General features: G+C 71.5%; 10 protein-coding genes. 7 read left to right on the plus strand and 3 right to left on the minus strand.

Annotation, left to right across the window (positions count from 1 at the left end; all coding sequences use genetic code 11):
* Positions 1-445 precede the first annotated feature (445 nt).
* The 3 genes from OG943_RS17045 (at position 446) to OG943_RS17055 (ending at position 4,711) form a co-directional block, all read left to right on the plus strand.
* Positions 446-1,327, plus strand: a complete 882-nt coding sequence (locus OG943_RS17045; protein WP_328610755.1) for an AraC family transcriptional regulator — start codon at positions 446-448, stop codon at positions 1,325-1,327.
* A gap of 60 nt (positions 1,328-1,387) precedes the next feature.
* Positions 1,388-1,831 carry an SRPBCC family protein gene (locus OG943_RS17050; protein ID WP_328610756.1) on the plus strand — a complete coding sequence of 148 codons (444 nt, stop codon included), beginning with the start codon at positions 1,388-1,390 and terminating at the stop codon, positions 1,829-1,831.
* A 66-nt stretch (positions 1,832-1,897) separates the two neighbouring features.
* Complete coding sequence (locus OG943_RS17055) at positions 1,898-4,711, plus strand: AAA family ATPase (RefSeq protein WP_328610757.1); 2,814 nt, start codon at positions 1,898-1,900, stop codon at positions 4,709-4,711.
* Positions 4,712-4,724: 13 nt separating this feature from the next.
* Here the strand turns inward: OG943_RS17055 and OG943_RS17060 are convergent, their stop codons facing one another.
* Positions 4,725-5,816 (minus strand): DUF6801 domain-containing protein, encoded by a 1,092-nt coding sequence (locus OG943_RS17060; RefSeq protein WP_328610758.1) that lies wholly within the window; start codon positions 5,814-5,816, stop codon positions 4,725-4,727.
* A gap of 69 nt (positions 5,817-5,885) precedes the next feature.
* On the minus strand, positions 5,886-7,139 hold the full coding sequence (locus OG943_RS17065) for a DUF6801 domain-containing protein (RefSeq protein WP_442874731.1): 1,254 nt from the start codon (positions 7,137-7,139) through the stop codon (positions 5,886-5,888).
* 362 nt (positions 7,140-7,501) lie between these two features.
* Between OG943_RS17065 and OG943_RS17070 the strand changes: the two genes are divergently transcribed.
* From OG943_RS17070 to OG943_RS17080, 3 genes are read left to right on the plus strand one after another with little or no spacing between them, the layout of a single operon-like run.
* Entirely contained in the window at positions 7,502-8,080 is a 579-nt protein-coding gene (locus OG943_RS17070; protein WP_328610760.1) for a hypothetical protein, read from the plus strand.
* Positions 8,077-9,288 carry a lipase family protein gene (locus tag OG943_RS17075; RefSeq protein ID WP_328610761.1) on the plus strand — a complete coding sequence of 404 codons (1,212 nt, stop codon included), beginning with the start codon at positions 8,077-8,079 and terminating at the stop codon, positions 9,286-9,288. The genes OG943_RS17070 and OG943_RS17075 overlap by 4 nt, the downstream gene beginning before the upstream one ends.
* A gap of 7 nt (positions 9,289-9,295) precedes the next feature.
* Positions 9,296-9,883, plus strand: a complete 588-nt coding sequence (locus OG943_RS17080; RefSeq protein WP_328610762.1) for a GtrA family protein — start codon at positions 9,296-9,298, stop codon at positions 9,881-9,883.
* Here OG943_RS17080 and OG943_RS17085 read toward each other — a convergent pair.
* Positions 9,783-10,958: a helix-turn-helix domain-containing protein gene (locus OG943_RS17085; protein WP_328610763.1), complete on the minus strand. Its 1,176-nt coding sequence runs from the start codon at positions 10,956-10,958 to the stop codon at positions 9,783-9,785. The genes OG943_RS17080 and OG943_RS17085 overlap by 101 nt on opposite strands.
* 210 nt (positions 10,959-11,168) lie before the next feature.
* On the opposite strand from OG943_RS17085, the gene OG943_RS17090 reads away from it, so the two are divergent.
* On the plus strand, positions 11,169-12,377 hold the full coding sequence (locus tag OG943_RS17090; protein ID WP_328610764.1) for a PucR family transcriptional regulator: 1,209 nt from the start codon (positions 11,169-11,171) through the stop codon (positions 12,375-12,377).
* Positions 12,378-12,420: the final 43 nt, after the last annotated feature.

Consider the following 12,420-nt stretch of genomic DNA (forward strand, 5'->3'; position numbering starts at 1 on the left):
AAAATCAGGATCGACCAGGAGGGGGACATGGAGATTTAACGCATTCGTCACGTATCACCTGACGAGAACGTGAGCAAGGTTGCCTTGCCTCAGGCCGGTGGCCCACGGTATCCGCCCTAGCAGGCACGGCTGGCAGGCAGTACCGCCGGGGGGAGCAACCGATCCCGTTCAGTGGGAGCGGACATATATTTCCCGGCTCGGGATTCCGTTTCACCCGGGCATTTTCCACGGCGGAAACGAGGATTGTTTCCGATCGGCAAATATGCCCTTGACGGTTTCCGGGATTATTCGGCGACCGCCGCGCCCGCGGGCGCGGCGGTCGCCGGGCACCGCTCCGGCGGGAAAACTGTGCCCGCGCTTACCGCACAAGTGCCCTGGCCGCCCCTGATGTACCGCTGGGCGTTGACACGAATCACCCGGCCGCACGATCGACTAACCTGGTTCGGTGGTGTTCCGTTCCGCCGACTTCGACCTCGCGCCGTACGCCGATTTCGACATGGCGCCCTACGTCCGGCGCACCTACTGCAGCTGGCACGACGCGAGCTGGCGGTCGCTGCTCGTGCAGTGTTTCGACCACGCGCCCGAGGCCGAGCAGCTGCCGATGCCGGCCGCGGCCGACCTGCACCTCGTGCTCTACGTGGCCGGGGACGTGGTCATGCGGACCCGCGCCGGCGGGAAACCGGACCGGCGGCGCCGGGTGCCCGGCAGCCTGGAACTCCTGGTGCCCGGGCAGGCGAGCACGCGCGACTACCGGGCAGCGTCGCCGATGCGCACCGTTCAGGTGCACATTCCGTCCGCGACCGTGGACCGGGCCGCGGACCGGCTGGGCGGCCCGCGGCCGGACTTCGAGGCGCTGTCGGCCGCGCTGGGCGCGGGCGACCCGGTCGTCGAGAACATCGTCCGCGCGCTTCCCGCCGTTGCCGCCACGAACGACCTGTACGCCGAATCCGCCGCGGCGTTCCTCGCGACACACCTGCTCACCCAGGGCCACCACGACCGCCTGCCCGGCCCCGAGCACTCGGCGGTCCGCGCGGGCATCGCCGTCATGAAGGAAAAGCTGGCCGAGCCGTTGACGCTGGCCGGCATCGCCGCCGAAGCGCACCTGAGCGTGTACCACTTCATCCGCGTCTTCCGGGCGGAGACGGGCGAAACTCCCCATCGATTCCTCACCCGGTTGCGGATCGAACAGGCGCAGCGGCTGCTGTCCGGCAGCACCCTCACCATCGCCCAGATCGCCGGCCGCTGCGGGTTCGCCAGTCCCGGAGCGCTGTCGTCCGCCTTCCTGAGCCAGGTCGGCGTCCGGCCGTCGGCGTACCGCAACAGCTGATCGATTGTCGGCAATCCCGCGCATGGCCACGGCCGGGTGTGTCATCAAGGATTTCCGATCATGCTGAGCTATTCCGTCAACGCGACCACGGCAGCGCCTCCGGCCGCCGTCTGGCGCCTCCTCCTCGACGCCCGCACCTGGCCGGTCTGGTCGGCCGTCGACAGCCTGGACGCCGAACGGTCCAGCGGGCTCGACCCGGACGGCCGGGACCAGGTCGGCGCCGTCCGCGCGTTCCGCACCGGTAAGACGGTGACCGGCGAGCGGCTGACCGGGCTCGTCGAGGAAAAGCAGCTGACCTACGAGGACGCCTTCAACAAGGCCCTCCACGACTACCGGGCGGTCATCGACCTCACGCCGGCCGGCGGGGGCACGGCCATCCACTGGCACGGCACCTATGCCGCCGGCTGGGCCACGGGCTTGCTCCTGCGGCGCGTCATGCCCCGGATCATGCAGCAGATGGCCAACGGCCTGGCCGCCCACGCGGAGCGGCCGGCTCCCGAGTAAGGCCGGGTTGCGGCCGAAGCGGCCGAAGCCCGCTCACCACCGTCCCGTTCGTGGTATGCAGAGGCCGTGTCGGAGAACATCATCGGCGGCGTCACCAGCGGGAATGTCGTGCAGGCGCGCGACATCTACGGAGGCGTGCACTTTTCGGCGCCCGCGTCCGCGCCACCGCCGAAGTTCGCGGGGGTGCCGCCCCGGGTGAGTCACCTCGTCGGGCGGGAGGACGCGCTCGCCGAGCTGCACGAGCGGCTCGGCCGCGGCACCACGGTGGTCGTCACGGGGCTCGGGGGCGTCGGCAAGACGACGCTGGTCACGGAGTTCTGCCATCGGCACCGCGCCGAGTTCCGGCTGATCCGCTGGATCGTCGCGTCCTCACGCGAAGCCACGGTCGACGCGCTGCTCGCCCTCGCGGCGGCCGTGGGCGTGGACACGGCCCGGCTGTCCGCCGAGGACGCGATCAGGTCGGCCTTCGAGACCATCGACGCCACCGAAACCACGGAGTCCACCGAAACCGCTGAGTACGCCGAAGACCGGTGGCTGCTCGTCTTCGACAACGTCGACCAGCCGGGCTGGATCAGCGAGCTGCTGCCGGTCGAGCCGAAGGCCTCGGTGGTCATCACCTCGCGCTGGCGGGACTGGTCCGAACAGGGACTCGGCGGCCTGCCGCTGGGCCCGATCGGCACCGAGGATTCCGTCGCCCTGCTCACCGCGATCACCGGCAGGCCGGCGGACGCGGCCGCGAGCCGGCTGGCGACCCGGCTCGGCGGCCTGTCCCTCGCGGTGCGGCAGGCCGCGGCCTACTGCGCGCGCACGCATTGCGACTTCGCCACCTACCTGCAGCTTCTCGACAAGCGCGACACGGAGCTGTACGAGCGCGACGGCCCGGTGAAGGCCGTACTCGAAACGTCGCTGGCGCAGGTCGGCGAGTTCGCCGGGGTGATCCTGTCCGTCTGCGCGTTCCTGCCGCCCACGGGCATCCGGGCCGAGCTGTTCCTCAAGGCCTTCGCCTCCAACGAGCCCCTGCTGCGCCACGGCGACGAGATCGACGTCCGCGAAGCCCTCAGCCTGCTGGAGGGGTACTCGCTGCTCGAACGCGTGCACCCGCGGGACGGCCGGCCCGCGCAGTTCGGCGTGCACCGGCTGATCCAGCAGCTGTGCCGGACCGCGGCCGGCGCGCGGCGGGACACCTACCTCCAGGTCGCGACCCGGTTGCGGCGCCGTTCGGGCACCGGGTGGGACTACTACGTCTCCGACAGCGGCGCGGCCGTCGTCGGCGTGGAGCGGGGCACCGGACGGCTGCTGGCGACCCGGACCGCGGACGGGACCCGCAGCGAGCTGCCGCTTCCCCCGGACGCGGTCGACCTGCCGCTGTCGGTGGCGGTCGACGACTCACGGGTGACCGTGCGCTACGCCGACGACGTGACGGAGTGGACCCTGGACCCGCACGCCGCGCGATCCTCGGCGCCGCCCCGGGTGCTGTCCGACGCACTGTCCACTGAGGAGGGACGGGACCGGGAGATCCGCCTGCCCGGCGGGCGGGTGCTGGTCGTCCGGGGACAGCAGGAACTCACCGTCGGGCCGGCCGACGAGAGCTGGGGCGTCGTACTGGACCCGGGCTGGTACAGCGCGAACCGCGAGGTGTGCGCGCCGCCGGTGACCGATCCGGCCGGCCGGTGGCTGCTGGTGTCCATGGTCACCTGGAAGCACTACGACCACGGCTGGATCGCGGTGTGGCCCATGGCCGACGTGCTCGACGGCCCCGGTCACGAGCCCTCCGACACCGAGGAGCCGTTCAACACCGAGGAGCCGTTCAACGCCGACGAGCCGTTCGAAGCCGAGCTGTTCCATCCCAACGGGCGGCCCTACTCCGACGAGGAGGACTCGTCCTCCATGGAGCCGGTGACCGCCGTCCGGTTCAGCGCGGACGGCAGCCGGCTGTACCTGCTGGACAACCGCACGATCCACGCCTGGAGCTGGCCCGAACAGGCCCCGTTGTGGCGGATCCCCCGGCCGGAACTCGTCGTCACCACGCTGACCGCCGACCTCGGCGCGGCCGTGCGCTGCTGCGTGAACCTGAGCGACGGCACCGGGATCCGCGCCGCGCTCGCGGACGGCCGGGTGGTGGACGTCCGGACGGCGGACCTCACCGTCACCGAGGCCGCCCGCTGCCCGGATCCCGTCGCGGTCTCCCCCGGCGGCGCCGTGCTCGGCTCCGGTTCCGGGCTGGTGCAGGCGTTCGGCGTCGACGACGGCTCCTTCCTCGGGCGGACTCCCGGCCACCGGCTGGTCCGGCTCGGCCCGGACGGCCGGCGCACGGACCTGGGCCCGGCGACCGGCCCGCTGGTCGCCGTGCACCGGTCCGGCGCCGCGCTGCTGATGGAGGACGGCGACGAGATCAGCCACCGGACGGTGACGGGCGGCGAGACGCGGGAGGCCGGGCGGGCGATCCGGTGCCGGACCGGCGAATCGCGCCGGGAGGACTCCCGGCCCATGCCGGCCCGCGCGGCGTTCCTCTCGGAGGACCGGATCGCCGTCGGCTGCGGCTGCAGCCTGGCGCACGAGTACGACCTCGCCATCCTGCGCTGCCGGCCCACGCCCGCCGAGCTGCACACCGTCGAGTACCCCGGTGTCGGCAGCCACGTCTATGCCGTCGCCCAGGTGGTCACCGCGGTCGCCGCCGACGGCGGGGTGGCGGTCACGGGCAAGACCGACGGCCGGGTGACCGTGTGGGCCGACGACGGCCCGGCCGGCGACGGCATGCGGGAACGGTTCAGCACGTCCGTGTCCGACCGGCCGATCCGCTGGCTGCTCCCCCACCTCGGCACCCGGACGATCGTGGCCATCGACGACGCGGGGCACGTCGCCGCGCTCCGCTGGGGTTAGCCGCCCGGGAGCCTCACCCGGCCACCGGGGTCAGGTTCAAGGTCATCGTGTTCCCCGGCCCGGCGACCTGGGAGCTGAGCGGATCGGTGAACGCCCCGCAGCCGGTCAGCGGCGGCAGCACGTACGAGCCGGCCACCGAGCCGCCCGCGGCGGTCGAGAAACCGTTGCCAGTGCGCAAATCCGCGGACAGTGAGCTGCTCGTCCGGCAGGAGGCGTCCGCGGCCGGCAGTCCCAGGACCGTCACCTGCGGGATCGCCAGGGCCAGCCGCGAGTGCGCGACGAAGCCGTCACCCGCCGGTTCGCCGGTCTGCGGGCCGTCGGCGGTGAACTGCAGGGCGGCGGTGCCGGGAAGGAAGCCGAACAGGCGGAAATCCGCTGACGCGCGGTCGAAAACCGGGCTGGCGGTGAACGCCGGATCGGTGCCGAGGGTGAACGACCCGGTGAGCGGCGCGGTGGCGCCCAGTGCCTTGAGCGCGGTTTCGCCCCGGACGTCGTAACGGTGGGTGTCGTCGCGCGCGCCGGACAGGTCGACGTCGAGCAGGACCGGGTCCTGGCCCGGATCGAGCGTGCAGTCGGAGGTGAACGAGCCCAGCCCGGTGAAGCCGCCGTCCGCCTTCTTGGGAGTCAGGCGAGTACTGAAGTCACCGACGGTCAGGGTCGTGCGGCCCGGGTTCGGGAGCTGGGCCGGCGGCACGGTTCCGGTCGCATGCGGGCTGAACGTGCCCGACGCCGGCACCGTCGTCTTCGCCACGGTCAGCGGCAGGGTCAGCGGGAGCTTCAGCGGGCCGTTGACCAGGCTCACATTGGCCGACGCCGTCCCCTCGACGCTGGCCGCCCCGACCAGCGCCAGCCCGCGGGTCGCCTTGTCCGGCACGGTGACGGTCACCTCGACCGGAGCCGTGGTCAACGTGCCACCGGCCGCCGCCGGCACGTCGAAGGAGGTCTTGATCTCGACCGCCATCTCCTGCTTCCCGATCAACGGGAACGGGCAGCCGAAGGTGAGCTTCTTGTCCACCGCCACCGGGGCCGCGGCGGCCGGCGCCGCGATGAACCCGACGACCAGGCCCGCCACTGTCACGGCGAGCGAAAACCGGAGCATCCTCATGACGCGGATCGCCTTTCCCGGGGATGGCACCGGCCCCCGCCGCATCGCGACGGGGGCCGGCAGCAAGGGTTACTTCTTGGTGAGGTTGAGATCCAGCGTGTTGCCGTCGCTCTTGGCGAACGCACTGATGTAGTCGTTGAGCTGACCGCAGTTCGCCAGCTCCGACAGGGAGTAGGTGCCGCCGAGCTTGCCGCCCTTGAGCAGGTCGAAGTCCGGGCCGGTGGTCATCTCGGTGGTTGACGGGCTGACCGTGCCGCACTTCGGGTCGGAGCTGATCGGGATGCCGAACACGCTGACCGACGTGAGGAAGGCGTCGAAGGAGATCTTCGCCGTGAACCCCGTCCCCTGCAGCGTGCCGGTCTGCTGGCCGTGCTGCACCACCTTGATGTCGGAACCGCCCTGCAGGAACCCGAAGAGCTTGAAGTCGGTGTGCGTCGGGTCCAGGTTCAGGTCTCCGGTGAACGTCTTCGTCGCCAGGTCCACGTTGGCGTCGAACGAGCCCTTGATCGGCGCCGTGCTGCCGAGTGACTTCAGCGCGGTGGTGCCGTCGATGGCGAAGGCGTACTTGATCCCGCCACCCCCGGGCGGCTCCGTCGAGGACGAAGGCGGCGGTTCGGTGGACGACGACGGCGGGGGCTCGGTCGACGACGAAGGCGGCGGCGTGTCGGTCGGCGAAGTCGGCGGTGTGGAACCGCCGCCGTCCGTGATGGTGATCGTGGTGAGCGTGTTGTTCTGCCCCGGGTCCTGGGTGCACGGCGCGTCGATCGTGCCGTCCGGGGTGATCCCGGTGACCGAGCCGTCGGCCTTGCGCGGGGTGACCTTCAGCTCGATGTCGCCGACGGTGATCTTCGCGTCACCGGGCTTGTCGAAGGTCAGCGACGGCGTCTGGCCGCTGGCGTTGACGCTGAATTCGCCCGAAGCCGGGATGTCCGTCTTCTCCACCGTGTTCGTGACGCTCACCGGGAGGTTGATCCCCGGTGCGGCGACGGCGGCCTTGGCGATCGCCTGCCCCTCGATCGTCTTGGCACCGATCAGGTTGAGCCCGCTGACGGTGTCCGCGTTGATGGTCGAGATGGCCTTGATGTTGAACGCGCCCGTGGCCTGGCCGGTGGCGACGGTCTTGGGCAGGTCAGTGTTGATCACCACCTTCAACGACTGCGAACCCACCAGCGGGTAGGTGCAGTGGTAGTTCAGCGTCAGCGAAACGGGGTCCGCCGAACTGGTCTGTGCTCCGGCGACGAGCGCGATGGCGGCCAGCCCCACCGCCCCCGCGGTGGCGGCGGCCGCCACCGCCGTTTTCCTGTTCCTTCTAGGGTGCCTCACGATGGTCCTTCCGGGTATCAACGATGATACGAACGGCGCCCGCCCCGTTCACGGAAAATGCGGGCGAATCCACGAAGGTAGTGCCGAAGTGATCGCTACCGATCAGTAAACTAACGATCCTGAACAAAGCGTTCAACACCTGACCGGCCGAATCCGGACGCCGGGCCGAAACTTGTCACCTCCGTGCACGTTCCCGGCGGAATTCCTGACATACCCGCGGTCAGGACCTGCCGGGCCTGGTCCGGCGGCTGCTGACGGGGGTGACAAGAAATACCCCGTCACCCCGCACGCGGATGGCAACACAGTTCACCGGAACAGCTGTTCCTTGCCCGGATCGGAACGCGAAGCTTAGCCTTCCGGCCATGAACCGATTGCACAATGCGGTGCGCGTTTCCGTGGTGGCCGCGCTCCTGTCGTGTTTACCGTGTGCCGTCCTCGGCTGCAGCTCCCCGACCCAGGCGTCGCCGGGCCGGCACGCCGACCCGGCCGCCGTCCGGTGGGCCGACACCGTCTGCGGCGGCGTCGCCGCGGGATCGGCGAAGCTCGGCACTCCCCCGGCCCTCGGCAACGCGAACCCGGCCTCGGACCGGGACGCCATGGTCGGTTTCCTCGACCGCCTGACCGCGGCACTGGACGACATGGGCCACGGCCTCACTGCCGCCGGCCAGCCGCCGGTGGCGAACGCCAAGTCCACTGTGGACAAGGCGCTGTCCTCGCTGCGGGAGAGCCGGAACAAGGTGGTGACGGTCCGGACGCAGATGTCCCAGGCGAAGGTGACCGACCAGGCCGGGCTGCGCCAGGCGGTCTCCGCGGCCGACACCACCATGAGCGGCCTGTCCGATCCGGGCGGGCCGGTCAAGGACCTCAAGGCCGACCCCGATCTGCAGCTCGCCTTCGACGAGTCCACAGTGTGCCAGCGCGTCTACGGGACGACGTCGTGAAGCGCCGGCTGCTGACCGTCCTGCTGGCACTGACCCTGGCTCCGGTGCTCGCCGCCACCTCGGCGACGGTGGCCGCCGGAGCCTCGGCGAGCGCACCCGCGGACGGGACCGGCCCGTCCGACGACTCGTTCTACGTGCCGCCGTCCCCGCTGCCCGAGGGCAAGCCCGGCGACGTGATCCGCTGGCGGCCCTCGGTGGCCGGGCCGCGCAAGGATTCCGTCAACGCCTGGCAGGTGATGTACCTGTCCACCAACGCGCTGGGGAAGCCGGACGCGGTGACCGGCACGGTGCTGGTGCCGAAGAACGCCGACCCGGCCACCGCGCCCATCGTCGCGTTCGCCCCCGGCACGCACGGGCCCGCGTTCTCCTGCGCGCCGTCGTCGATGATCGACGCGGGCGCCTTCTACGAACAGCCCGGGCTGGACGACCTGCTCGATTCCGGTTACGCCGTCGCGGTCACCGATTACGAGGGCTATCAGCCGGATCCGGTGACGACGTACGTGGTCGGCCGCTCGGAGGGCCCCGCGGTGATCGACTCCGTCCGGGCCGCGCAGCGCCTGAGCGCCGCGCACCTTTCCGGGAGCGCGAAAGTCGTGTTCCGCGGGTATTCCCAGGGCGGCGGCGCGGCCGCGTGGGCCGGTCAGCTCCAGCCCTCCTACGCGCCCGAGCTGGACCTCGTCGGGGTCGCCGCCGGCGGGGTGCCCGCGGACCTGGTCCAGGTGACGCTGCAGCTCGACGGGAAGTTCGGGTTCGGCGTGTTCGCCTACGCCCTGCTCGGCCTCGACCAGGCCTACCCCGAGCTGAAGCTGGATTCGTTCCTGAGCGACAACGGGCGGGCGAAGCTGGCCGAGATGAAGAAGAGCGCCTGCACGTTCGAACTGCTCACCACTTACGCGAACCAGAAGATCGCGGACTACACCACGAGCCCGGGCTACATCAAGCAGCCCTGGGTGACCCGGCTGAACGAGAACAAGCTCGGGGCCGACCCGATCAAGGTGCCGCTCTTCCTCTACCACGCGACCGCCGACCAGCTCGTGCAGTTCGACCAGGCCGACACCCTGCACCAGGCCTACTGTGCCGCGCACGTCCAGGAAACCTGGAAGACCTACGACACCGACCACATCACCCTGATCTACACGGGCAACGCCGACGTGCTCGCCTTCATCAAGGACCGCGTCGCCGGCAAGCCCGCCACCTCGAACTGCTGAGGCGGCCATGGCCCGGCCGGCGGAGCTGTACCGGTTCGCGACCGTGGGGCTCGCCGCCTACGGCGTCACCACGGCGACCTATTACCTGTTGAACCTCACCGTGCTCTGGCGGTTCCCGGTGGTCGCGCTGGCCGCCGCCACGCTCCTGTCCACGGCGTTCTCCTACCTGCTCTCGCGGCGATGGTCCTTCGCGGACCGTCGCCGCGGGCGCGGTGGACGGGAGGCCGCGCTGTTCGCGGCGGTCAACGCGGTGGCGTGGACGCTCGGGCTGGTGCCGGAGCTCCTGGCCCGGCACGTGCTGCACCTCGAAGTGCCGTACGTCAGCCATTTCGCGCAGCAGACCGCCGACCTGGTGGCCGGGCTGGTGCTCGGCACCGCGGCGGGCACGGTCTTCCGCTGGTGGGGCTACCGCCGCTGGGTGTTCCCCGGCGCCGTGCCCGCGGCGGGCCCGGACCGTCCTCAAACCACGGACGGGCCGGTCAGATCGACAGCGCTCAGATCGACAGCGCTTTTTCCGCCAGCAAGGACAGTTCCAGCCGCAGCCGTTCGTCCGGATCGTCGAGCCGATCGCCGAACAGCTCGCCGAGCTTCTTGAGCCGGCCCCGGACCGTCTGCGGGTGCAGGTCCAGCATCCGGCCAAGTTCCGGGGCGCTGCCCCGGGTCCGGACCAGGGCCAGCAGGGTATCGGCCAGCTGCTCGCGCCGGTGGCCCCGTACCCCCGCCAGCGGGGCCAGCGTCTTCTCCGCGAGCTGGGCGACCAGGAACTCGTCCGCCAGCAGCAGGAGCTTCGTGACGTGCTCCCGGCACCACACCACCGGGCCGGTGCCGCCGAGCAGGCCGCGCTCCGCCAGCTCGGCCGCGCGCAGGGCGATCCGGTAGGACTCCGCGGCGTCGGCGAAGCGCACACACGGCCCCACCGCGGCGATCCAGCCCGCGGGCAAGCGGTCGAACCCGGCCAGATCGGCGTCCGGGTCCGCGCTCAGCAGAACCGGCGACGGGCCGTCCGGATCGGCCAGCACGTGCTCGGGGATCAGGTCCGCCGGGAAGTCCGGGGCGCCGGCCCCGGCGCGGAACGCGACCGCGGCGACCCGGTCCGGGAGCGCCAGCCCCGCGACCGCGGCGAAACCGTCCACATCGGCCGGAACGCGGCCGTCGACCAGCGCGCGCAGGAGCGCGCGGTTGCGCTTGCCGTCGCCGGCCGCGGCCAGCTCGGCCGCGGTGTACCCCTCGGCGACCGCGGCCATCGACGTCTCCACATCGGCGAACATCCCCTCGGCCAGCAGGTACAGCACGTCCGCGGAAAACCCGTGTTCCCGTGCGGTGTCGGCGATCCGGCGCCAGGCGACCCGGTTCGTGACGCGCACCGCGGCCTGGACCGCCTCACGGGTCAGCCCGCGCTGGCACGCGAGACGGCCACGGCAGCGGAAGTCGGCGAGCCGTTCGGCGTGGCGCATGTCCTCGGAGCCGACCCGGTCGACGTCCCGCTCGATCGCCCGGCGCACGGACTCGACGGCCTCCGCGCGGTCCGCGCCGTGCACCCACTTTCCGGAGTATTCCGGGACTTCCCGTTCCAGGCCCTCGACGCACGCGAGCGCGATCTCCGGGATCCGGAGCCGCACGGCCGCACCGAGCTCGGGGGGAAGCTTCGACCACACGGAAAGACCTGACACGACCGAACTCTCCCCGCTCGATAATCGGCACCACGAGATAATCGCGCCCGCCGCCGCAGGCAAAAGCGGAACAGGCGGGAGCTTAGGACGTATTTCCTTTCCCGTCAAAGCACGCGCCGGCCATCGCCCCGCCGGGGAATCGGGTGCGCCGCGGGTTCGGCACTGGCGATAAGCTCGCCTCCCCCGCGTCTTCGCCGAAGGGAAGGTTTCGTGGTCGAGTACCGCAGTTTCCGTCTGCTCGCCGCAGTGCCGCGTGACTTCGGCGTGGCGCTCAGGCCGCACATCGCCTCCACTGTGGCCGCCATGATCCAGGAGGTGCGGGGCACGGTCCCGGACTACGCCCAGCCGTTGCGGGGCGTCTTCGGCAAGGTGCTCCTGGGGAGTGTCGAGTACGCCGTGCAGCACTGCGTCGACTCCATGGGGACGCCGGACCAGCCGCACGAGCACTGGGTCGAGTTCTTCCGCCGCCGCGGCCGGCTCGAGTTCACCGAGGGCCGCAACCTCGACGCACTGCAGGACAGCGCCACCATCGGGGCCAGGGTGGCGTGGCGGTCCATGCACCCGGCGGTGGTGCAGGCGGGCGTCGACCCCGACATCGTGTCCATCACCGCCGAAGCGATCTTCGCCTACGTGGACGAGCTGTGCGCCACGGCGATCGAGGGCTACCAGCGCGCGCAGGCGGAGGCCGAGGGCACCGTCCCGGTACGGCGCCGCCGCCTGCTCGAGCTGATCGCCAAGGCCCCCGAAGGCTCCGCGCGCAGCATCGCCGAGCTGGCCGGCGGCGCCGGGTGGCCGCTGCCCGAAACCGCGGCCATGGTGGCGCTGGAACGCCGGCCCGGCGCGGCGGAGTTCCCCGTGGACCTGCTCGGTGACGGCGTGCTGGCCGAGCTGGACGGTCCCGAGCCGCACCTGCTCAGCAGCGACCCGGACACCGACCTCGCCCCCCTGGCGGACCGGCTGGACGGCTGGCGCGCGGCGGTGTCCCCCGTCGTCCCGCTCGCCGACGCGCCGGCGGCGTTGCGCACCGCCCGGCGGGCGCTGCGGCTGTCCACGGCCGCGGTGCCGGGCCCGATCATCTGGTGCCGGGACCACCTCGCGACCCTCTGGCTGCTCGCCGAGGACTTCCTGGCGGCGGAGCTGGCCCGGCGCAGCCTCGACCCGTTCGCCTCGCTCGGGGAGAAGCAGCGCGAGCGGCTCAGCGAGACACTGCTGGTCTGGCTGGAGTCCCGCGGCAGCGCGCCGGAGATCGCGTCACAGCTCGGAGTGCACCCGCACACCGTGCGCAACCGACTCCGGCAGCTGGAAAACCTGTTCGGCGACCGGCTGCGCGACGCGGACGACCGGCTGGGCATCCAGCTCGCGTTGCGCGCCCAGCGGCTCATGCAGGCGCAGCTGCACGGCGACGACGAAAGCGGATGACGAGTAGCTAGTTCTCCCCCAGGGAAGGGGTTTCGCGGCCGTC

The organism is Amycolatopsis sp. NBC_00345 (assembly GCF_036116635.1).
Lineage (GTDB): Bacteria > Actinomycetota > Actinomycetes > Mycobacteriales > Pseudonocardiaceae > Amycolatopsis.

Bases quoted from the DNA above. Each gene is read 5' to 3' on its own strand.
- OG943_RS17050 (WP_328610756.1), top strand. From the start codon at position 1,388: ATGCTGAGCTATTCCGTCAACGCGACCACGGCAGCGCCTCCGGCCGCC.
- OG943_RS17060 (WP_328610758.1), bottom strand. From the start codon at position 5,816: ATGAGGATGCTCCGGTTTTCGCTCGCCGTGACAGTGGCGGGCCTGGTC.
- OG943_RS17070 (WP_328610760.1), top strand. From the start codon at position 7,502: ATGAACCGATTGCACAATGCGGTGCGCGTTTCCGTGGTGGCCGCGCTC.
- OG943_RS17080 (WP_328610762.1), top strand. From the start codon at position 9,296: ATGGCCCGGCCGGCGGAGCTGTACCGGTTCGCGACCGTGGGGCTCGCC.